Origin of the sequence: Microvirga sp. 3-52 (assembly GCF_018383585.1) — a bacterium.
Classification (GTDB): Bacteria; Pseudomonadota; Alphaproteobacteria; order Rhizobiales; family Beijerinckiaceae; genus Microvirga.
Window position 1 is genome coordinate 15554 of record NZ_JAHAMK010000028.1, and the last position, 20144, is coordinate 35697.

Sequence of the window (20144 nt, forward strand, 5' to 3'; positions counted from 1 at the left end):
GCCGCCTTGTTGTGACAGGCTGCTCTTAACCGGATGGAGGTCCCCCTTCAACCGGGCATTGTTCCACTGACATTCCCGACCTTGCGGCGTTCAGGATGTCATGGCCGGGTCAAGCCCTGCCATGATGGGAGCGAATGTGTCCTCTCCGGAGAACGCGCACCCTCGCTCCCTTGCGAGGACGGATCTCGGAAGCATCCGGGATCCGTCGGCAAGAGAGAAGGAGCCTCAAAGGACGAAGAAATCCTTCTCGTTCATCTTGAGGTTCCTGGACAACGCAGCGACCTGAATGGCTTCCTTGGCCCCCGTGCCGTCCGCGTCGTAATACAAGGCTCCCGACTTTTTGTTGTAGATGACGTGATCGTTGCCGTCGTGCGCCTTGGTGCCGATGTGGAATTCCTTCTTGGCCAGCACGCCCTTCTTGCTAAGGGCCTTGAAGGCTCCCTTGGCAAGCCAGACTGTGTCGTCGATCACGGAAAAGTCGGTGATCTTGTCGTTGTTCTGCTTCTTGTTCAGGGCATTGGTCTTGGAGAGCTTCTTGTCGAACACGAATACGTCTTGACCAGTTCCACCGGTGAGCCTGTCGTTGCCGAGCCCGCCATAAAGCCTGTCGCTGCCGCCGTTGCCGCGTAACGTGTCATTGTTTGCGAGACCTTTGATGAGGTCGCCAGCTTCGTCGCCCACGAGACTATCCCTGCCCGGCGTGCCAATCAACGTGAGGGGCCGAGGTGTGTACGAGCCGCCGCCGGATGAGCCATCGTCGGATGAGCCATCGTCGGACGGGGGCGGAACATACACAATCTGAGTCAGATCGATGGTCTTATCGCTGAACTGTGCGTAGGAGACGGCCTTGAGCACGTCCGTCCCATCCTGGCCTGGGCGCTTATCCGTCACTGTCATGCTGCCGTCGGCATTCCGGATCAGTTGATAGGAGCTGCTGGACCCTGAGTACTTCGCCACGTCACTGCCGCCGCCGCCTTCGAGAGTGTCGTTGCCGGCTCCTCCCACAAGAATATCACCGCCCGATCGGCCCACGAGTTGGTCGTTGCCGGCTTCTCCATGGAGTCCGACGCCGTTGCCGTTACCACGGTCGAAGCCGCGGATCACATCGTTAGAGATCGTGCCTTGCACCACCTCTATGTTCGACAGCCGGTCGCCTTCGGCTGCACCTCCGTTCTGGTTCGTCATCAGGTCTATGACAATGCCGCCACCGCTCTTCGCCGTTTGGAGATATGAGACGACGTCCCAGTCATCGCCGCCGTCGATCCTGTCCGCGCCGGCTCCGCCATCGAACCAGTCATTGTCTTGCCCGCCCTCAAGAGTATCGTCGCCGATGCCGCCGCTGAGCCCATCTGCTCCTTCTCCGCCGAGAAGGGAATCAGCCCCGCCGCCGCGCAGATCGTTCCCGTCATCGTTTCCCATGATCGTATCGTTGAAGCGGGAGCCCAAGACGCCCGCGATGTTGATGAAGTGGTCGCCCGCGGCGTCTCCGGTGTTCTGATCTTCATGGGCCATGTGGATCGTCAGGCCGCTCGTCGACGTATTGTAGGAGGCGAGGCTCGTTCCGCTGCTTCCCTCGAGAGTATCCTTACCGGCTCCTCCATCGAGGAAATTGAAGCCTCCGCCACCGACAAGCGAGTCATCGCCCATGCCGCCTTGGAAACTGTCATTCGCAGCGCCACCATAAGCGGTGTCATTCCCGCCTCCGAGATCGATGAAACCCCAAGCGCTCCCGCCTTGCCTGCTGTCGTAGAGATCTTTCCCGTCTCCCAGCGAGACCGTGACAGGATCACTACTCTTCAAGACGCCCTTGTTGATGACGACGTCGTCGCTCCGCCCGCTATCAATGGCGTGAACCCCGCCCGAGATCGTTCCCTCGTTCGTCACATTGAGAGTACCGGCGCGCGTATTGTAATAAATCCCATAGCGGTTGCCCTGGACGGTTCCATCGTTCAGGACGGTAAGGTTTTCAGCACCTACGATGCCCTCTTCGACCCCGAAGATCGTTCCGTGATTCGTGACGGTTGTTGTGTTGGGGCAGAAGTAGCCCTGCTTGCCGCTCAAGGACCCATTTGCTCCCACGGTGAGGTTACCCACGAACACCGAGACTGCCGCCTCGGCAGCCGAGACATAGCCATTGACTTCGACTTTCGAGTCATAGGCGGGATATATGGTGTGGATTCCCTTGCCTGAGGTGGTCTCCACGCGTCCGCTTTCGGTCACGATGACGTGGACGGTGGTGTTGTAAACCTGCGTGACGGTTCGGCGGTCATCGATCGTTTCGACTTTATTGGCCATGACTGGCTCCCTTGTGTGCTACAACATCACGGAAATGTTATTCCGTAAAACACGTTCCATCAGAGCGCGCAAAGTGGATGCCTGAAACGCGCGTTACGTGCGAAATCGCACCTGGACCTGCGACCGGAAGGCTGTGTGCAGCCTTGATCGGACCCTTGGCAGGCCCAGGGCAGGCGGATTAGGTTCACCTCATGTTCGCAGAAAAAGCTCCCTCGAATGCTCCCGAATGGTCGGTGTCCGATCTGGCGGGCGCCCTCAAGCGCACCTTGGAGGATGCGTTCGGCCATGTGCGCCTGCGCGGCGAGGTCTCGGGTTATCGCGGGCCCCATTCATCGGGGCATGCCTATTTCTGCCTGAAGGACCAGAACGCCCGCATCGATGCGGTGATCTGGAAGGGAGCCTTCGCCAAGCTCAAGATCCGCCCCGAGGAGGGGATGGAGGTCATCGCCACCGGGCGCATCACGACTTTTCCGGGCTCGTCCAAGTACCAGATCGTCATCGACACGCTCGAGCCTGCCGGCATCGGCGCGCTCATGGCATTGCTCGAAGAGCGCCGTCGCAAGCTGAATGCGGAGGGGCTGTTCGCCCAGGAGCGCAAGCGGCGGCTGCCTTTCCTGCCGCAGGTGATCGGCGTCGTCACCTCGCCCACCGGCGCAGTGATCCGCGATATCCTCCACCGACTCGAGGATCGATTCCCGCGCCGGGTGCTGGTGTGGCCCGTGCGCGTGCAGGGCGAGACCTGCGCGGCGGAGGTGGCCGCCGCCATCCGCGGCTTCAATGCCCTGGAGCCCGGCGGACGGATTCCGCGCCCGGACGTGCTCATCGTGGCCCGCGGCGGCGGTTCCATCGAGGATCTGTGGGGCTTCAACGAGGAGATCGTGGTGCGGGCGGCCGCCGAGAGCGGCATCCCGCTCGTCTCGGCGGTCGGCCACGAGACCGACTGGACTCTCATCGACCATGCGGCCGACATGCGTGCGCCGACCCCCACGGGGGCCGCCGAGATGGTGGTTCCGGTGCGGGTCGAACTCATGGCCGCCGTGAACGATCTCTCCCGGCGCCACGTGGAGGCCGCCCTTCGCCTTGTGGAGCGCCGCCGGTCGGACCTGCGCGCCACGGCCCGGGCCCTGCCGAGCCCCGAGGCCCTGTTCTCGCCCAAACGGCAGCGGCTCGATCTTGCCGCTACCAAGCTCTATCCGGCACTCGCCCGCAACGCCCGCGGCCACGAGGAGCGGCTGCTCAAGGTTGCGCGCCAGCTTGCCCATGTATCGCCGGTGGCCAACGTGGCCCGCATGCGTGCCCGGCTCGATGCGGTGGGGCCGCGTCCCTACAATGCGGTCTGCCGCTCCGTCCTGCTGCGCGAGGAGAGCCTGAAGCAGATCGGCCGCCGTCTGGTGGTGTCCCGGGAGGCGCTGTTGCGCGCCGAACGGGTGCGCCTCGCTCAAGGGCATGAACTCACCCAGCGGGTCGCCGAGCGCCTCGGGCCAGCGCTGCAGGGCCAGATTGCACGCAAGGCCGACAAGCTGGACGCAGTGTCCAAGCTCTTCGACAGCCTGAACTATAAATCCGTGCTCAAGCGCGGCTTCGCCCTTGTTCGCGACGCGGACGGGCAGCCGCTCAACTCGGCGGATGCGGTGCTGGACGGCCAAGCGCTCGTGCTCGAATTCGCCGACGGCAAGGCGGATGCCACCGGCGGGCGGATCGGAACGAGGCCAAGGGCAGCCAAGCCGAAGCTCGTGGTGGCGGAAGAGCAGGGCGCCTTGTTTTGATTGAGGATTGGAAATCCTCGTCTACCCTGCTTATGTGAAAGACAGAGCAACGCATTTCTTGATGTCATCGATGTTGAACAAGATCGAACGCAGCGGCGGCGAAGCCGTGGTGCAATATCTCGACAGCAACCTTCGGGTCCTGAAGCCCGGAGCGTATGTGCGTTGCGCAGTGACGGGTGTCGAGATCCCACTCGATGAGCTGAAGTATTGGAGCGTCGAGAGGCAGGAGGCCTATGCCTCGCCCGAGGCGGTGATGATGCGCATCACCGGTGGGACTGGACCTCAGAATTAGAGAGCTTTCGGCCCAGGAGAGCCGGTTGGCCGTCGTTCATGCGACATGCAGCCGTCTCTCGTTGATTCGGCGCAGGAGCAGGTTGCGCAGGCCTGTCTCGTTCTCGATCCGAAGCTGCACCCGAAGCACCGTCAGATCCGGCCAAGGCTCGGCGTCCTTTACCGACGCGATCCGGACAAAATCCTTCTCCGTCGTCACGGCCTGAAGCCCGCGTGTCTCCGCTTCCTGTCGCAGATCCGTGAGCTCGGTCGCCTTGTAGCGATGGTGGTCGGGAAACGAATGCACGGCTTCGACAATGGCCCCGCAGGCGCGCAGAGTGTCGAAAAACTTTTCGGGCCGTCCGATGCCCGCAAAGGCCAGCACCTTCCTGCCTTCGAGGGATCTGGCGGCATCCGTTGCGGGCTCGAGCCTGGCTGCGAACACGCGCTTGTCGCGCCGTTCGGCTTCCTCGGCAATCCGTCGCCCGGGCTCTCCGCTGCCGATGATGAGAACCGCGTCGATGGCGGGCCATTGCACGTTCATTGGTGCGCGTAAGGGCCCGGCCGGCAAAGGCAACCCGTTGCCGATCCCGGTTGCCCCATCCACGACGGCAATGGCGCAATCCTTGATCAGCGACGGGTTCTGGAGCCCGTCATCCATGATCACGACGGTCGATCCCATCTCGTAGGACAGCCGCGCTCCGGCCGGCCGGTCGCGGGAAACGATGGTTCGCGCCATGCCCGAGAGCAGGATGGGTTCGTCGCCCACGTCGAAGGCCGTGTGCTTCATCCGGACCTGCACCGGGCCGCGCAGGCGACCGCCATAGCCCCGTGACAGGAAAGCGGGGCTTTCACCTGCCGCATCGAGGATCGTCGCGACGGCAAGTGCCGTCGGCGTCTTGCCGGCACCGCCCACGGTGAAGTTCCCGATGCAGATGACCGGAAGATCCGCCTTCTCGCCCTGCCGCCGCATCCGCTGTGCAGCGATGGAGGTGTAGATGATACCGGCCGGGCGCAGCAGGCTGGCCTGCAGCGAAGGGGAGGTCTGCCACCAGAAACGTGGTGCGCGCATCAGCGGCGCGCCCCGAGTTTCGCCTGCACGATGAAGGGCTCGACCGATTGCATCGTCCGGTCCACGGCGCCGCCCAGCGCCTGCACGGCCTCTCCGGCCTTGCGAGCCATGTCGCGCGTAAGGGCGGGATTGTTCAGCAATTCGTTGACGCCCCGTGCCAGGGTGGCGCTGTCCTTCACCATCACGGCGCCCCGCGACCGATCGAGGGCCTCATAGATCTCGGTGGCGGTATGGACATGGGGGCCGTGCAGGATGGCCGCGCCCAGCTTGGCCGGTTCGATCGGGTTATGTCCGCCGATGGGGACGAGAGTGCCGCCCATGAGGACGATGGGGGAGAGCCGGTAGAACAGGCCCATCTCGCCGACCGTATCGACCACGTAGACATCCGTCGCCCGGTCGGGGTGAATGCCCTCGGAGCGCCGGCTTGCCCGCAGACCGGCCTGTCCGGCAAGGGCGGCCACCTCCGGCCCGCGATGGGGATGCCGCGGGGCGATGATGGTGAGCAGGTGAGGATAGCGGTTCGCCAACGCGCGATGCACGGCGATGATGGCGCTTTCCTCGCCGGGATGCGTGCTGGCGGCAAGCCAGACCGGGCGCCCCGCGATCAATCCCGAGAGATGCGCCACCACCCGCGGATCGGCCGGCGGGGGAGCTGCATCGAACTTGATGTTGCCCGTCACGATGACCCGGGGAGCGCCAAGCCGCGCCAGGCGTTCGGCGTCCTCCGACGTTTGGGCGAGGCATAGGGCAAAACGTTCGAGAAGGCCTCTGATGATGCCCGGCATTCTCTGCCAGCGCTGGTACGACCGATCCGACATGCGGCCGTTGACCATGACGAGCGGGATCTCCCGCTCGGCCAGCGCCATGATCGTGTTCGGCCAGATCTCCGATTCGGCAATCAGCGCCAGATCGGGCTGCCAGTGCTCCAGGAACCGTTTTATATAACGTGGCACGTCCAACGGGACAAACTGATGAATGGCCCCGGGAGGGAGCCGCCGGGCGATCAGAGAGGCAGACGTCTTCGTGCCTGACGTGACCAGGACCGCGAGGCCACGCTGGGTCACCCGCTCCACGATCGGCAGCAGGGACAGGGTCTCGCCGATGCTGGCACCGTGAACCCACATCAGGTGCCCTCTGGGCCTTTGGCGGCTGGGAAAGCCCTGCCGCTCGCCGAGCCGCGTGCGGTCTTCGCGCCCCTTATGCCGGCGCCAATAGAGGAGACCGAGAACAGCCGGCTCCAGCACGGACACCGCCGTGCGATAGGCCTTGAAGACGATCGGGAAGCTCATGCCCGGGAGCCTCCCATGAGCACGGGACTGGGCTTGGCGCCCGGATCCCTCGATCCGACCAGAGCATAGGCCCGCTCATGCACCCGGTCGAGTTCTCTCTCGACGGTCTTTCTCAGGGATTCCAGCGTCTCCTCGTCCGCTTCCCGCGGGATACGGATCTGATCTCCGAGCACCATGGCTCCACGGCCGAACGGCAGCCCGATGCTGGCCCTGTCCCAGCTGTCGAAGTCGATGCGGCGGCTCGTGACCACGGCAACCGGCACGATGGGGCGGCCGGACAGCTGCGCCAGGGTGACGATGCCCTGGCCGCAGATCCGCGAAATCTTCGGGATATCGGCGGTCATCACCACCATCTCTCCGTCGTCCAAGGCCCGCAGCATGGCCCGCATGGCCTGGGCGCCGCCCTTCTTGCGGATGTCGCGGCCACGGGCCCCGGAGCCGCGGATGGCCCGCACCCCCAGATGGCGCAACGCGATGGCATTGAACTCGCCGTCGCCCGAGCGCGAGACGAGGCTCGCGGCGCGGTCCTGGGGCCGCTTGGCGAAATGGATCATGAAATGCTGCCCGTGCCACATGGCGGCGATCACAGGCATCTCGATCCGGTCATAGGCATCGGCCGGTTCCATGATGAACCGGTTCGTGCGCTGCACGAATTTGAGATAGCCCGCGACAAGAAGGCCCAGGGTTTCCTGGACCGCTCGCGACCGGGTGATGCGCTTCATGAAACCCATTGCGATTTAAGGAATCAGCCGTTGTGCGGATCCAGCAGGCGGTGAAGGTGGACGATGAAATAACGCATCTGCGCATTGTCCACGGTCGCCTGCGCCCTGGCCTTCCAGGCCGCGTGGGCGCTGGCATAATTCGGGAAGATCCCAACGATATCGAGCTTGGAAAGATCCTTGAAGTCGACGGATTCGAGGCTGGTGAGCTCGCCGCCGAAAACCAGATGCAGGAGTTGCTTGCCAGGCGTATCGGTCATGGTGATAGGGCTCTTCTGAAGAAGGTTGGATGGGTCGGTGTCGATGGGAGCCGACTTTGTTCAGGCTCTCATGGCTCCAATAGCACGAGGATGCAACCGTGACGCAACGGCAATCATCTCGTCGTGCGAGGGATGAGGCTTGTTGTAGATCGGGGTCGAACCGTCGAGCCCGGTCAGGCATCCGCCCGCCTCCTGCAGGATGAGATCCGCGGCGGCGATGTCCCAATCCTGGGCATTGGCCGACACGAGGCCGATATCGATGGAGCCTTCCGCCACCCGCGCCAACCTCAGCGCCAGGGACGGCACCTTGGGCAGGCGCTCGACCGGGCCCATATGGCGCTCGAGTCGGTCGACGAGGGGCTTGGGACCCGCAACCCGGGCATGAGGGACATCGTCGGCCTCGGACACCTGCAGCCTCCCGCCGTTGCACCAGGCTCCTTCGCCGATCCTTGCCTCATAAAGACGATCATGGATCGGAGCGTGGAGGATCCCGAGAACGGGTCTTGCATCCTTGACCAAGGCAATGGAGATGGCCCAGTCAGGATGGCCCGAGGCAAAGGCCCGGGTGCCGTCGATGGGATCGACGATCCAGACATAGCTCTTGTCAAGGCGTGCCGGGTCGTCGGCGGTCTCCTCGGAGAGCCAGCGGGCTTGGGGAAACAATGCGGAGAGATGCTCCTTCAGGAAGGTGTCGAGGGCGATATCCGCCTCCGTCACCGGAGAGCTGTGCCCCTTGTACCAGAGCTTGGCCGCCGTCTGCGCGCCGGCACGAAAATAGGGCAGGGCCAGCTCTCCCGCCCGGCGGGCGGCATCTCGCACGGCGGGCGCGAGGGCGGCGATTGGATGGGATGAGGAAGACAGCATCGAACCTGAAATGGGGGCCATCGGGAGGAGATACCATATTCCTCCCGTCTAAACCTTTCTTTTGGAAGATCGGTCCTTCTAAAGGAAGCAGTCAAGGGCCATCGCGGCGAACAGGATCAGGCCCGCATCCCGGTTCGCGCGGAAGAGACGCAGCGCGCCGGCGCCGTCCGTCCGGTCGACGCGGGCGACCTGCCAGCCCAGGTGAAGGGCAAAGAGGCTCAAGCCGGCAAAGGATGGCAAGCCTGCGCCTGCCAGAAACAACGATGCGGTGATGAATACGATGGTGAGCGCATAGCAGATGCCGACGCCGAGCCTCACGTTCTCGCCGAAGAAGCGGGCAGAGGATTTGATCCCGGCGATCTCGTCGTCCTCAATGTCCTGCAGGGCATAGATCGTGTCGTAGCCCACCACCCAGGCGATGCTGCCGAGATAGAGCAGGATGGCGGCCCAGCTCAAAGATCCGAAGGCCGCCGCCCAGCCCATCAGGGCTCCCCAGGCGAAGGCGAGGCCCAGGACGATCTGGGGCATCCAGAAGAAGCGCTTCATGAACGGATAGAGCGCAACGACGCCCAGGGAGGCGAAGCCGGTCGCGATCGCGAAGGCATTGAACTGGAGCAGGACCAGGAGGCCGACGATCCCCTGGAGTGCGAGAAAGACGAGAGCCCCTTTCAGCGTGACCTGGCCCGAGGGCAGGGGGCGCTGACGGGTACGCTCGACGCGGGTGTCGAGATCCCGGTCGATGATGTCGTTATAGGTGCAGCCGGCCCCACGCATGGCCACGGCGCCGATCAGGAAGAGGAGGCAATGGACCGGGTTCGGCGAGGGCAGTCCCGCCGCGAGGGCGGCGAGCGCCGCCGACCACCAGCAGGGCATGAGAAGCAGCCACCAGCCGATGGGCCGCTCGATGCGGGCAAGGCGCAGGTAGGGCCTGAGGCTCGCCGGCGCCCATCGCTCGGCCCAATGGCCCTTGACGGCATCGGGCAGGGAGGGCGTTCCGGGACGCTCCATCATCGAAGGAACCGCCTAGAGGGCACCCTTCGGAACGCTCAAGGTGCCGGTCAGGCCGCCGCCCATCTTGCTGGCAGGTCCGCCCTGCTGCTGCTGGGCCTGCTGCTTGGCGCGCTTTTCCATCTCGGCCATCTTGGCGGCCGCCCCGCAGGCCTGACCCTTGAACTGCTGGGAGCGCTTGTGGTCTTCGGCGAAGCTCTGAACCAGCTGATCGGGAACCTGGCACCAATCCTTGTTGTCGGTCATCCACTTCTGACCGGCCGAGCCGTTCGTCACGAGTTTCGAGAAGATGGTGCAGGCCGCGCGTGGATCGATCTGCTTGTTCTTCCCGCCATTGGTGAGCTTGTTGACCTGCTGGATCAGGTTCTGGCGCTCCTGCAGGATCTTCTGCCCTTCCTGGCAGGCGCTCGACTGCGCGAAGGCAGGAGCCGTCACGAAAATGCCGGCGACGGCAAGCGCAGCCAGAAGATGCGAACGGATATGCGTCATGCCCAAAATTCCCTCATAAAGCGCACGACGTCTCGCGCGCCTGCGTTCTGTTAACAGGTTCAGGGCCATGAGGCCAAGAGGCGAATGGTCGCCTTAAGCTCAAGCTGTGTCATCCCGCACCTGAATTTCACGTGACCAAAAGGGCCGCCCCTCTCCCTCGAGGCCGGGGAACTTGATACAGGAGGAGCGGTTCAGCACAAGATCCCGCAATGGCCGCATACGATTTCAACGCTCCCCGCCTCTTCATCGATGCGCCCCTCCAGGCCGGGGCCAGGATCGCCCTCGACCGGGGGCAGGCCAATTACCTGCTGAACGTCCTGCGTCTCAAAGCCGGGGAAACCGTGCTGATCTTCAACGGGCGCGATGGGGAATGGCGGGCGGAGGTCATGGTCGAGGGGCGCAAGGCCGCCGATCTCGTCTGCGCGGAGCGGATCCGGGAGCAGGAGGCTGCACCCGATATCATCTATGCCTTTGCGCCGCTCAAGCATGCCCGCCTCGACTATATGGTCCAGAAGGCGGTGGAAATGGGAGCGGGCGTTCTTCAGCCCGTCCTGACGCGCCGGACGCAGGCGTCCCGGATCAATCTCGAGCGCATGCGCAGCAATGCCGTCGAGGCGGCCGAGCAGTGCGGGATCCTGTCGATCCCGGAGGTGCGTGAAGAAGAGAATTTGGAACGTTTTCTCAACGGGTTGGAGAAGGATCGCCTAGTCGTTTTCTGCGACGAGAATGCGCCCGTTTCGAACCCTGTCGAGGCCTTGGCCAAGCTTGGGAACAATCAAGCTGGTCTTGTCGTTATCGTGGGACCCGAAGGGGGGTTCACCGATCAGGAGAGAGCGCTTGTCGCCGCCCACGAAAGATGTGTTTGCGTATCGTTGGGTCCGCGAATCCTGCGAGCTGACACAGCCGCTGTGGCCGCGCTGGCGATCGTTCAGGCCGTGCTTGGCGATTGGAACTGACCTCGTCGTCCGACAACGCCTAAAGCCGATCGGCCTCTAGCTTCAAAAGCTTAGCAGTTTCGCGTCGATTCGCCCCATTCTGGCCCCATTGAGCCGGAGTTTGGGCCCGGTCGCCGCAGGCCGATCCGCATGTGCGAAAGGTCATTTCTGAATAAGAACAGAGGACACAGGAAATGAGCTGGGACTTCAAGTTCGGCATCGAGGAAGAGTACTTCGTCAACGATGCGCCGAGACGGGATATCGCCCGGGGGAAGATCAAGGAATTCTTTGCCGCCTGCCGCGACACCATCTCCGGGGACATCCAGCCCGAGATGCTGGAGCCGCAGATCGAGGTCGCGAGCAAGCCGGCCGTGGAATTCTCCGAGGCCCGAGCGCAGCTCGCCGAGCTGCGCTCCTCCGTGGGAGCCGTCGCACGGGATTTCGACCTGTCCATCATGGCCTCGGGCACGCATCCGCTTGCCGTCTGGGCGCGGGTGCGTCCCACGGCGCAGCCGCGGTACGGCAAGGTGATGCACGATCTGCAGATGCTCGGCAGCCGCAACGTGCTGTGCGGCATGCATGTCCATGTCGAAGTGCCCGACCTGAGCATGCGCGTAGACATCATGAACCGGATCCAGCCCTACCTGCCGCTGCTGCTTGCGCTCTCGACCTCCTCGCCGTTCTGGCAGGCGCAGCGCACGGGTCTTCTCGGCTACCGGCTTGCGGCCTATCGCGAGCTGCCGCGTACGGGCCTCCCGGACCTTTTCGAGAGCGCGGAGGACTATCAGCGCTACATCGACACCCTCGTGGCCGCCCGCGCCATCGAGAACTCCAGCTATGTCTGGTGGGTGATCCGGCCGTCCCTGAAGCATCCGACGCTCGAGCTGCGCGTCGCCGACAGCTGCACCCGGCTCGACGACACCATCGCGATCGCGGCGCTCTACCGCTGCCTCGTCCGCCGCCTGAGCCTGGACACCACGCTGAACGCCGGGCAGACCGGCGCCTCGCGCGCCATCAACGACGAGAATGGCTGGCGGGCACAGCGCTACGGCATTCATGGCAGCTTCGTCGACGAGAAGACCCGCACCGCCAAGCCCGTGCGGGAGCTCCTCGACGAGACCCTCGCTCTCGTGGCCCAGGACGCCAAGGCCCTTGGCTGCCAGCGCGAGCTCGATCTCGCCCGCTGGATCGTGGCCCGCGGCACCAGTGCCGATCAGCAGCTGACGCTCTATACCGAAGCGGTCGGTCGCGGCCTCTCAAGCCGGGATGCGCTCGCCGGGGTGGTCGACTGGCTCAGTGCGGAGACGATAGGAGAAACCACGATCCGGCATTAGCGCATCGCGCGGAACCGGAGGTCCGCGTCAGCGACCCGCAGGGCCACGCCAGTGAAAACGGTCCCGGCTTTCCGCAACAGCGATGCCTCGATGAGGGCGGCTCCGCCCTCATCGTATTATGTCTTCGTCCCTCATTGCGCCTTGGCCTTAAGCCCCTTATTGAGTCCCGACCCTGAGTCGGCGCGCCTTGAACGCGCTTTTTGATGAGGTGATGCATGGCGCGGGACGTATCCGATACGACCCCCATCGGTGCACGGTCGGAGCTCGTGGAATGGATCGCCTCCGGCGAGAAGCCGCGCGAGGCTTGGCGGCTCGGCACCGAACACGAGAAGATTCCGTTCTACACGGCCGACGCCAGGCCCGTGCCCTATGACGGGGGCAGGGGCATTCGCGCGCTCCTGGAAGGACTGCAGGAGCGCACAGGCTGGGCGCCGATCATGGAGAACGATCACCCCATCGGTCTCGCCGACGAGGCCGGCGGCGGAGCGATTTCACTGGAACCCGGCGGGCAGTTCGAGCTGTCGGGTGCGCCGCTCGAGACGCTGCACGAGACCGCCCGCGAGACGGCGCAGCACATCGCCGACGCGAAGGCCGTCGGGGAGAGACACGGCATCGGCTTCCTCACCCTCGGCATGAGCCCGCTCTGGACGCGCGCCGAGACCCCTGTGATGCCGAAAGCCCGTTACCGCATCATGACAGACTACATGCCGAAGGTCGGCTCGCTCGGCCTCGACATGATGTACCGCACGTCCACCGTGCAGGTGAACATGGACTACGCGTCCGAAGCCGACATGGTGAAGAAGCTGCGCGTCTCGATCGCCCTGCAGCCGATCGCGACCGCGATCTTCGCCAACTCGCCTTTCACCGACGGCCGGCCCAACGGCTATCTGTCCATGCGTTCGCAGATTTGGCGCGACACGGATAACAATCGCGCAGGCATGATTCCCTTCGTGTTCGAGGACGGGTTCGGCTATGAGCGCTATGTGGATTGGGTGCTCGACGTGCCGATGTATTTCGTCAAGCGCGACTCGACCTATCACGACGTGGCGGGCTCCTCCTTCCGCGACCTCTTTGCCGGCAGGCACCCTCAATTGCCGGGCGAACACGCGACGCGCTCGGATTGGGCGAACCACATTTCCACTGTCTTTCCGGAAGTGCGTCTCAAGCGCTACCTCGAAATGCGCGGCGCGGATGTGGGCAACCTCGAACACATCGTCGCTCTCTCCGCGTTCTGGACCGGCCTTCTCTACGACGAGGCCGCTCTCGACGGTGCGTGGGAACTGGTGAAGCATTGGAGTGCGAACGAACGCGAACAGCTGCGCGCCGATGTGCCGAAGCAGGCCCTCAAGGCCCGCATCGCAGGCCGCTCCGCGCAGGAGGTCGCCGGCGATGCCCTGGCGCTTGCCCGCGCCGGCCTCCAGCGCCGCGCCTGCCGCGACGAGGCGGGCCGCGACGAGACGCGTCATCTCACGTACGCGGAAGAGATCATCGCCTCGGGCCGCACGCAGGCCGAGCGCCTGCTGGAGCTTTACCATGGGGCATGGGGCGGCTCGGTTCTGCCGGTCTTCCGGGAGGAAGCGTTCTAGAGCATCGTTGAGCTCACCCATTGGGTTTCGTACGACCTGCTAAGAGGTTTTATGTCCCTCCTCCGTCATGGCCGGGCCTGTCCCGGCCATCCCGATCGGAAGAGCGCCGAGTCTCATTCAATCGGGATCACCGGCACAAGGCCGGTGATGACGGGAGAGGGATCCGCAGCCGTACGATCGGCATCGTTCCAGCTCAGGCCGCTTTCGCGACCGCGACGCGGTTGCGGCCGTCCTGCTTGGCCCGATAGAGGGCTGCATCGGCGAGGGTGATCAGATCCTCCGGGCCGATGCGGGACCGGTCGAGGCTTGGAACGCAGGTCGCGCTGCCGATGCTGACGGTCAGGGTGCGCGACGGGATATTGGCCTCGTGAAGGACGCGAAGCGCCTCGACTTTCGCGCGGATGTCCTCGGCTATGGCCGCCGCACCGGTCTCATCGAGATCGGGCAGAAGAACCACGAGTTCTTCGCCGCCATAGCGCGCCACCAGGTCGCCCGGTCTGCGGGCTGCGCTCGCGATCGACTTGGCGATGGTGCGCAGGCATCCGTCGCCGGCCTGATGCCCATAGATGTCGTTGTAGGCCTTGAACTGGTCCACATCGACGAGCAGCAGCGATACCGGTGACTTCTCCCGCGAGGCCCGGAGCCACTCCGTCTCGAGCTGCTTGTCGAACATGCGCCGGTTGGCAAGACCCGTCAGGCCGTCGGTGACCGCGAGCACCGAGAGCTCGGCCTCCGCTTCCTCGCGCCGGCGCAGTTCTGCCGACAGGATCCAGCCGAGGGTGGCGATGGTCCCGACGAGAAGGCTGATGACGACGGTGCGCAGGACGAACTCGCGATTCCAGTTGGCCAGCGCCTCGTCCCGGCCGACCGACGAGAGGACGCCGATGGGGAAGATGTGATTGCGGTGATAGCCGCCCATGCGGGCAACCTCGTCGACCGGGGAGACATATTCATAGGAGCCGGAACCTCTTCCCTCCCGGAAGCCCGGCTGCTTCGACAGATCGCTCCCGATGGCGCGTTCGATGTAGGGATAGCGCGAGAGGAGCGTGCCGTCCTTGTGAATGAGCGTGATGCTGCCCTGTGACCCGACATCGAAGCGGCCGAAGAAATTGGCGAAATAGCGCGGCGGAATGCTGGCCTGAACGACGCCGCCGAAGCTGCCGTCCGGCTTGTCGATGCGGCGGGAGAGGGTCAGCACCCAATCGCCGCCGAGCGGATCGCGGATCAGGGGGCCGAAGAACCAGTTGCCGCTCGGCGACGTCTTGTGGTGCTGGAAGAAAGTCTGACCTTGAGCATTCACCTTGCCACGATGACCGGGCAGGGAGCTGGTCAGGAGAAACCCGTCATTCTCGTAGACCGCGAGGGACTTGATGCGCTGCAGAGATTGAACCCGCTCGACGAGGAAGGTGTCCAGCCGCTTGACGACGTCGGGAAGCACGCCACCGGCCTCGACCCGGTCCGCCACGTCCACCAGAAGGGCGTCCGCCACCTCGAAGGTGTCCTCCGCGTGCTGGACCAGCGATTTCGCAAGGTTCAGGGTTTCCGAGCTGATCCGGGCGATCTCCTGCTCCCGCTCGCTCCAGTCGCGCCAGCCCTCCAGGCCGAGGATGACAAGGCATACCACGACGACGAAGGCCTTGAGCCCTCGTGCCGCAGACCTCGGCCTAATGTGAGCAAATGCAGACATGACCCCAAACCATAACTGCCGGGGCTAGCCTGAGGCTAACTTCAGGCCAAGGATTCCGGACACGATCAGTCCGATGCAGACGAGGCGCATCACTGTTGCGGGCTCGCCGAAGAGATATATGCCCAGCAGCGCCGTACCGACCGTTCCAATCCCGGTCCAGACCGCGTAACCCGTTCCCACAGGAAGGGTTTTCAGCGCCAGCCCGAGCAGCACGACGCTGGTGACCATGCTCAGGGCGGTCAGAATGGTTGGAATGGGGCGGGTGAAGCCATCGGTGTATTTCAGCCCGATGGCCCAGCCGATCTCGAACAGGCCGGCAAGACCGAGCCAAGTCCATGCCATGACAGGACCTCCGTCATTGGCAGGGCCGTCCCTACCGGTGTCATGAAGGCGCGAGGTCGTCCTCACCCCCTCTGAACATAGAGGGTTCGGAAAAGGTTCTCAATATGGTGCAAGCGCGGCCAAAAGTCAGTTTGTCGGCTTAGTTACCGTCTTCTTCCGCGGGCTGGCCGGAGCGGCCGAGCGAAGCGAGAGGGTTGAAGGGGGTGTAGATCTGATGCTTCCACCCGTCGCCGCAATTGACACAGATCGAACGGATCATGTGATTGCTCTGCTCGAGACGCCTGAGCAGCTTCTGCTGCCGCTCCGTCGCTTCATTCGCCGCAGCCTCATAGCCGGAAGGGCGGACGGTCAGCTGGAGGGCCTTGCTCTCCGGGGCTCCCTGGGCGAAGCCGGGGCCGGCGAGGAGAAGGGAGCTGACGGTCAGGGCGAAGCGGGGCATTCAGGATCCTGCGGCTGATGTGGGCTTTATCGACTGGACCCCAGGCGACAGTGTTTCGTCAAGGTTCGAAACCCTGACTGAGACCTTTGGCAGCGCCAGGGGCATGATTTCCCTCCGGCGCTGCACTCATTCGTCATCTGCCGACCGATGATGGTCAGATCTGTCGCACGGCGCCCTTGGCGGCGCTGGTGGCGAGCATGGCATAGGCTTTCAGGGCCGCCGAGACCTTGCGCTTGCGGGGAGCCGATGGCTGCCAGCCCTTGGCCTGCTGCTCGGCGCGGCGGCGCTCCAGCTCGGCATCGTCCACGGCCAGGTGAATGCGGCGGTTCGGGATGTCGATCTCGATCCGGTCGCCGTCCCGCACGAGGCCGATGGTGCCGCCCTCGGCCGCTTCCGGCGAGACGTGGCCGATGGAGAGGCCCGAGGTGCCGCCGGAGAAGCGCCCGTCGGTGATGAGGGCGCAGGCCTTTCCGAGGCCTTTCGACTTCAGGTAGCTCGTGGGATAGAGCATCTCCTGCATGCCGGGCCCGCCGCGCGGACCCTCGTAGCGGATGACGACCACATCCCCCGCAGCGACCTTGCCGTTGAGAATGCTGCTAACGGCATCGTCCTGGCTTTCGAAGACGATCGCCGGGCCGGAGAACTTCAGGATGCTCTCGTCGACGCCTGCCGTCTTCACGATGCAGCCGTCGAGGGCGAGGTTGCCGGAGAGAACGGCGAGGCCGCCGTCCTTCGAGAAGGCATGGTCCTTGTCGCGGATGACGCCGCCCGCCCGGTCCATGTCCACGCTGTCGTAGCGGCTTGCCTGGCTGAAGGCCGTCTGCGTCGGCACGCCGCCGGGCGCGGCGCTGAAGAACTCATGCACCGCATGGCTGTTGGTGCGGCGCACGTCCCAGCGGTCGAGGGCGGCCTTCATGCTCTCGGAATGGACCGTCGGCACGGAGGTGTCGATGAGGCCTGCGCGGTCGAGCTCGCCCAGGATGCCCATGATGCCGCCGGCGCGATGCACGTCTTCCATGTGCACATTGGCGATGGCGGGCGCGACCTTGCAGAGCACCGGTACCCGGCGTGACAGGCGGTCGATGTCGTCCATCGTGAAGTTGACCTCCGCTTCATGGGCGGCGGCCAGCAGGTGCAGCACCGTGTTGCTCGACCCGCCCATGGCGATGTCCAGCGTCATAGCGTTCTCGAAGGCCGCGAACGAGGCGATGGAACGCGGCAGCACGCTCGCGTCGTCCTGCTCGTAATGGCGGCGGGCGAGGTCGACGATCAGGTGGCCGGCTTCCACGAAGAGGCGGCGGCGATCGGCATGAGTGGCGAGCGTCGAGCCGTTGCCGGGGAGCGAAAGGCCGAGCGCCTCGGTGAGGCAGTTCATGGAATTGGCCGTGAACATGCCGGAGCAGGAGCCGCAGGTGGGGCAGGCGGAGCGCTCGATGACCTTGATGTCCTCGTCCGCGATCTTGTCGTCGGCGGCGGCGACCATCGCGTCCACGAGGTCGAGCTTCTTGGTCACGCCGTTGAGCACGACCTTGCCCGCTTCCATCGGGCCGCCGGATACGAAGACCACCGGAATGTTGAGCCGCATGGCGGCCATCAGCATGCCGGGGGTGATCTTGTCACAGTTGGAGATGCACACCATGGCGTCGGCGCAATGGGCGTTGACCATGTACTCGACGGAATCCGCGATCAGCTCCCGCGAAGGCAGGGAATAGAGCATGCCGTCATGCCCCATGGCGATGCCGTCATCCACCGCGATGGTGTTGAATTCCTTGGCGACGCCGCCCGCCTTCTCGATCTCCCGCGCCACCAGCTGACCGAGATCCTTGAGGTGAACGTGGCCCGGCACGAATTGGGTGAAGGAATTCACGACGGCGATGATCGGCTTGCCGAAATCGGAGTCCTTCATGCCCGTGGCCCGCCAGAGGCCGCGAGCGCCCGCCATGTTGCGGCCGTGGGTGGTGGTACGAGAACGATAGGCTGGCATGTTTTCCCCTAGAGCATCGGACCCAAAAGTTGTTCCCACTTTTGGGCTCGATCCGATGCTCGATCCCTTGAGTGACGCATCGTTAAGCGCGGAAAACCGGGTCTACTTTTCTGCATGATGCGCTGAACTTTGCCGCCTTGTTCGACTGAAATTGCGCGGTTTGCAAGAAAATTTGCCATTCCTTGTGGTCGCGCCTGCTTTGCCGCAATGGAATTGCCGATAGTCCGGAAGCGGACGAAGCGGCCATAGGAGTGCGAATACCATGGACGATCCACGTTCCAGCTCCGGCCTGCGCCGGGTCGTTGCCATCGTGGCGGCCCTGAACCTGGGCTATTTCGGGATCGAATTCGCGGTCGCGCTCGCCATCGGCTCGGTGTCGCTCTTCGCCGACGGCGTCGACTTCCTGGAGGATGCCTCGATCAATCTCCTCATTTTCGCGGCTCTCGGCTGGGGGCCGCGGATGCGGGCACGGGTCGGGATGGCGCTGGCAGGGATCATCCTCGTGCCGGGCCTCGCCACGCTCTGGACGGCGTGGGGGAAGTTCTGGGTGCCGGTCGCGCCCGATCCGGTTCCGCTGACTCTGGTCGGTGCAGGGGCTCTCGCGGTCAATCTAGCCTGCGCCTTCCTTCTCGCACGCTATCGCCTTCATGGTGGCAGCCTCACGAAGGCGGCCTTCCTGTCGGCCCGCAACGATGTCGTTGCCAATGTCGCCATCGTAGGGGCTGGCTTGGTCACGGCCGTGACGTTCTCGGCTTGGCCGGACCTGATCGTGGGTCTTGCCATTGCGGCGATGAATGCCGATGCCGCGCGGGAGATCTTGGAGGCTGCCCGCGAGGAGCACAGGGCTGAAACGCCTTGAGCCTGAAGAACGTTGTCCTGCTTAAGTCACTCTAGATCAGGCAGGATTGCGATATGCTGACCAAAGCCGAATTGGATGCCCCGGCCCATCTGCAGTACGAGCCGATCGGCACGGCCGGCCAGGGTCATCCCAGCGACGTGAGGGAATTCGCCACTCTCCGCGAAGCCGTTCACTGGGCCATGAACAACGAAGCCCCGGCCGGCATGGAGGCGGTCATCCGTGCCGCCTCCGGCGCGGTGCTCGGGCCGCGCCATCTGGAAGAGATCTGGTCGAGCCTGCAGGGGCCTTGACGCTTTGGGGGCGCATCGCCTGGCATGGCAAGCGGAGGCGCCTCTCGATGACGAGGGCCTCCGGCTCCGCAGGATGCCCTAGATCCATCCCAGGCTCAGCGCTCCCACGGCGAGATAGCGCCCCGTCTTGGCGAGTGCCACGAGAGGCACGAAGGCCCGCAGGGGTTCCCGCATCACGCCCGCCACGATGGTAAGCGGATCGCCGACAACCGGCAGCCAGCTCAGAAGCAGCGTCCAGCGTCCATAGCGGTGATACCAGCTTTCGGCCTTGGCCATATGCTTGCGCTTCACCGGAAACCAGGGGCGATCCTCGAAACGGGTGAAGAAGCGGCCCAGGAACCAATTCACGATGGAGCCGAGGATATTGCCTACACTCGCCGCGAGGATGAGGAGCCACCATGGATAATGTTCGGCCACAAGCATGGCGAAGAGCACGGCTTCGGACTGAAAGGGGAAGATGGTGGCCGAGAGAAAAGCGGCGGCGAACAGGGCACCGTATTCGGCAAGATGCGGCATGAGGCGATGATCACGCTGGACTGAAGACAGGCGGATTCGAGGCTTCACTGTGAAGCCTGAATGAAACGAGCCTTATCACGGTTCCAGGATACCGCCGAACTGGCCTGCCTAGCACATCGTGCGGAACCGAAGGTCCGCGT

General features: G+C 64.2%; 20 protein-coding genes. 7 read left to right on the top strand and 13 right to left on the bottom strand.

Annotation, left to right across the window (positions count from 1 at the left end; translation table 11 throughout):
- Positions 1 to 225 precede the first annotated feature (225 nt).
- Complete coding sequence (locus tag KHP60_RS18615) at positions 226 to 2295, bottom strand: calcium-binding protein (protein ID WP_213565820.1); 2070 nt, start codon at positions 2293 to 2295, stop codon at positions 226 to 228.
- 191 nt (positions 2296 to 2486) lie between these two features.
- On the opposite strand from KHP60_RS18615, the gene xseA reads away from it, so the two are divergent.
- Both xseA and KHP60_RS18625 read left to right on the top strand, forming a co-directional pair.
- Positions 2487 to 4061 (top strand): exodeoxyribonuclease VII large subunit, encoded by a 1575-nt coding sequence (gene xseA / locus KHP60_RS18620; protein ID WP_213565821.1) that lies wholly within the window; start codon positions 2487 to 2489, stop codon positions 4059 to 4061.
- A 70-nt stretch (positions 4062 to 4131) separates the two neighbouring features.
- Positions 4132 to 4353 carry a DUF2093 domain-containing protein gene (locus KHP60_RS18625; protein WP_213565822.1) on the top strand — a complete coding sequence of 74 codons (222 nt, stop codon included), beginning with the start codon at positions 4132 to 4134 and terminating at the stop codon, positions 4351 to 4353.
- A gap of 36 nt (positions 4354 to 4389) precedes the next feature.
- On the opposite strand, the gene lpxK is transcribed toward KHP60_RS18625, so the two are convergent.
- The 7 genes from lpxK to KHP60_RS18660 all read right to left on the bottom strand — a co-directional run bounded on the left by lpxK (position 4390) and on the right by KHP60_RS18660 (position 10032).
- Positions 4390 to 5403, bottom strand: a complete 1014-nt coding sequence (lpxK, locus tag KHP60_RS18630; RefSeq protein ID WP_213565823.1) for a tetraacyldisaccharide 4'-kinase — start codon at positions 5401 to 5403, stop codon at positions 4390 to 4392.
- Positions 5403 to 6692, bottom strand: coding sequence for a 3-deoxy-D-manno-octulosonic acid transferase (locus KHP60_RS18635; protein ID WP_213565824.1), 1290 nt, complete (start codon positions 6690 to 6692; stop codon positions 5403 to 5405). The genes lpxK and KHP60_RS18635 overlap by 1 nt, the downstream gene beginning before the upstream one ends.
- Positions 6689 to 7423, bottom strand: coding sequence for a lysophospholipid acyltransferase family protein (locus KHP60_RS18640; RefSeq protein WP_213565825.1), 735 nt, complete (start codon positions 7421 to 7423; stop codon positions 6689 to 6691). Before KHP60_RS18640 ends, KHP60_RS18635 begins: the two co-directional genes overlap by 4 nt.
- Before the next feature lie 14 nt (positions 7424 to 7437).
- Positions 7438 to 7671, bottom strand: coding sequence for a DUF4170 domain-containing protein (locus KHP60_RS18645; protein WP_213565826.1), 234 nt, complete (start codon positions 7669 to 7671; stop codon positions 7438 to 7440).
- 60 nt (positions 7672 to 7731) lie between these two features.
- Positions 7732 to 8535, bottom strand: a complete 804-nt coding sequence (locus tag KHP60_RS18650; RefSeq protein WP_213565827.1) for a 3'(2'),5'-bisphosphate nucleotidase CysQ — start codon at positions 8533 to 8535, stop codon at positions 7732 to 7734.
- Between the two features lie 78 nt (positions 8536 to 8613).
- A complete protein-coding gene (gene ubiA / locus KHP60_RS18655; protein WP_213565866.1) occupies positions 8614 to 9543 on the bottom strand; it encodes a 4-hydroxybenzoate octaprenyltransferase in 930 nt (309 codons plus the stop codon).
- A gap of 15 nt (positions 9544 to 9558) precedes the next feature.
- Positions 9559 to 10032 carry a hypothetical protein gene (locus KHP60_RS18660; RefSeq protein WP_213565828.1) on the bottom strand — a complete coding sequence of 158 codons (474 nt, stop codon included), beginning with the start codon at positions 10030 to 10032 and terminating at the stop codon, positions 9559 to 9561.
- Positions 10033 to 10241: 209 nt separating this feature from the next.
- On the opposite strand from KHP60_RS18660, the gene KHP60_RS18665 reads away from it, so the two are divergent.
- The 3 genes from KHP60_RS18665 (at position 10242) to KHP60_RS18675 (ending at position 13887) form a co-directional block, all read left to right on the top strand.
- Positions 10242 to 10988: a 16S rRNA (uracil(1498)-N(3))-methyltransferase gene (locus KHP60_RS18665; protein WP_213565829.1), complete on the top strand. Its 747-nt coding sequence runs from the start codon at positions 10242 to 10244 to the stop codon at positions 10986 to 10988.
- Positions 10989 to 11161: 173 nt separating this feature from the next.
- Positions 11162 to 12301 (top strand): carboxylate-amine ligase, encoded by a 1140-nt coding sequence (locus KHP60_RS18670; protein WP_213565830.1) that lies wholly within the window; start codon positions 11162 to 11164, stop codon positions 12299 to 12301.
- Positions 12302 to 12516: 215 nt separating this feature from the next.
- Positions 12517 to 13887, top strand: coding sequence for a glutamate--cysteine ligase (locus KHP60_RS18675; protein ID WP_213565831.1), 1371 nt, complete (start codon positions 12517 to 12519; stop codon positions 13885 to 13887).
- A 193-nt stretch (positions 13888 to 14080) separates the two neighbouring features.
- Here the strand turns inward: KHP60_RS18675 and KHP60_RS18680 are convergent, their stop codons facing one another.
- The 4 genes from KHP60_RS18680 to ilvD form a co-directional block, all read right to left on the bottom strand.
- The gene (locus KHP60_RS18680) at positions 14081 to 15574 is read right to left on the bottom strand and encodes a sensor domain-containing diguanylate cyclase (protein WP_213565832.1); all 1494 of its coding nucleotides are present in this window, start codon (positions 15572 to 15574) and stop codon (positions 14081 to 14083) included.
- A gap of 24 nt (positions 15575 to 15598) precedes the next feature.
- A complete protein-coding gene (sugE, locus tag KHP60_RS18685) occupies positions 15599 to 15916 on the bottom strand; it encodes a quaternary ammonium compound efflux SMR transporter SugE (protein ID WP_213565833.1) in 318 nt (105 codons plus the stop codon).
- A 139-nt stretch (positions 15917 to 16055) separates the two neighbouring features.
- Positions 16056 to 16355, bottom strand: coding sequence for a hypothetical protein (locus KHP60_RS18690; RefSeq protein ID WP_213565834.1), 300 nt, complete (start codon positions 16353 to 16355; stop codon positions 16056 to 16058).
- A gap of 154 nt (positions 16356 to 16509) precedes the next feature.
- A complete protein-coding gene (gene ilvD, locus KHP60_RS18695; RefSeq protein ID WP_213565835.1) occupies positions 16510 to 18339 on the bottom strand; it encodes a dihydroxy-acid dehydratase in 1830 nt (609 codons plus the stop codon).
- Positions 18340 to 18601: 262 nt separating this feature from the next.
- Between ilvD and KHP60_RS18700 the strand changes: the two genes are divergently transcribed.
- Both KHP60_RS18700 and KHP60_RS18705 read left to right on the top strand, forming a co-directional pair.
- Entirely contained in the window at positions 18602 to 19198 is a 597-nt protein-coding gene (locus KHP60_RS18700; protein WP_213565836.1) for a cation transporter, read from the top strand.
- A 53-nt stretch (positions 19199 to 19251) separates the two neighbouring features.
- Positions 19252 to 19488 carry a hypothetical protein gene (locus tag KHP60_RS18705; RefSeq protein WP_213565837.1) on the top strand — a complete coding sequence of 79 codons (237 nt, stop codon included), beginning with the start codon at positions 19252 to 19254 and terminating at the stop codon, positions 19486 to 19488.
- A 78-nt stretch (positions 19489 to 19566) separates the two neighbouring features.
- Here KHP60_RS18705 and KHP60_RS18710 read toward each other — a convergent pair whose 3' ends face one another.
- Positions 19567 to 20004, bottom strand: coding sequence for a YqaA family protein (locus KHP60_RS18710; RefSeq protein ID WP_213565838.1), 438 nt, complete (start codon positions 20002 to 20004; stop codon positions 19567 to 19569).
- Positions 20005 to 20144: the final 140 nt, after the last annotated feature.

Coding starts and splice junctions, on each gene's coding strand:
- KHP60_RS18615 (WP_213565820.1), bottom strand. CDS start 2,295: ATGGCCAATAAAGTCGAAACGATCGATGACCGCCGAACCGTCACGCAG.
- xseA (WP_213565821.1), top strand. CDS start 2,487: ATGTTCGCAGAAAAAGCTCCCTCGAATGCTCCCGAATGGTCGGTGTCC.
- KHP60_RS18625 (WP_213565822.1), top strand. CDS start 4,132: ATGTTGAACAAGATCGAACGCAGCGGCGGCGAAGCCGTGGTGCAATAT.
- lpxK (WP_213565823.1), bottom strand. CDS start 5,403: ATGCGCGCACCACGTTTCTGGTGGCAGACCTCCCCTTCGCTGCAGGCC.
- KHP60_RS18635 (WP_213565824.1), bottom strand. CDS start 6,692: ATGAGCTTCCCGATCGTCTTCAAGGCCTATCGCACGGCGGTGTCCGTG.
- KHP60_RS18640 (WP_213565825.1), bottom strand. CDS start 7,423: ATGGGTTTCATGAAGCGCATCACCCGGTCGCGAGCGGTCCAGGAAACC.
- KHP60_RS18645 (WP_213565826.1), bottom strand. CDS start 7,671: ATGACCGATACGCCTGGCAAGCAACTCCTGCATCTGGTTTTCGGCGGC.
- KHP60_RS18650 (WP_213565827.1), bottom strand. CDS start 8,535: ATGCTGTCTTCCTCATCCCATCCAATCGCCGCCCTCGCGCCCGCCGTG.
- ubiA (WP_213565866.1), bottom strand. CDS start 9,543: ATGGAGCGTCCCGGAACGCCCTCCCTGCCCGATGCCGTCAAGGGCCAT.
- KHP60_RS18660 (WP_213565828.1), bottom strand. CDS start 10,032: ATGACGCATATCCGTTCGCATCTTCTGGCTGCGCTTGCCGTCGCCGGC.
- KHP60_RS18665 (WP_213565829.1), top strand. CDS start 10,242: ATGGCCGCATACGATTTCAACGCTCCCCGCCTCTTCATCGATGCGCCC.
- KHP60_RS18670 (WP_213565830.1), top strand. CDS start 11,162: ATGAGCTGGGACTTCAAGTTCGGCATCGAGGAAGAGTACTTCGTCAAC.
- KHP60_RS18675 (WP_213565831.1), top strand. CDS start 12,517: ATGGCGCGGGACGTATCCGATACGACCCCCATCGGTGCACGGTCGGAG.
- KHP60_RS18680 (WP_213565832.1), bottom strand. CDS start 15,574: ATGTCTGCATTTGCTCACATTAGGCCGAGGTCTGCGGCACGAGGGCTC.
- sugE (WP_213565833.1), bottom strand. CDS start 15,916: ATGGCATGGACTTGGCTCGGTCTTGCCGGCCTGTTCGAGATCGGCTGG.
- KHP60_RS18690 (WP_213565834.1), bottom strand. CDS start 16,355: ATGCCCCGCTTCGCCCTGACCGTCAGCTCCCTTCTCCTCGCCGGCCCC.
- ilvD (WP_213565835.1), bottom strand. CDS start 18,339: ATGCCAGCCTATCGTTCTCGTACCACCACCCACGGCCGCAACATGGCG.
- KHP60_RS18700 (WP_213565836.1), top strand. CDS start 18,602: ATGGACGATCCACGTTCCAGCTCCGGCCTGCGCCGGGTCGTTGCCATC.
- KHP60_RS18705 (WP_213565837.1), top strand. CDS start 19,252: ATGCTGACCAAAGCCGAATTGGATGCCCCGGCCCATCTGCAGTACGAG.
- KHP60_RS18710 (WP_213565838.1), bottom strand. CDS start 20,004: ATGCCGCATCTTGCCGAATACGGTGCCCTGTTCGCCGCCGCTTTTCTC.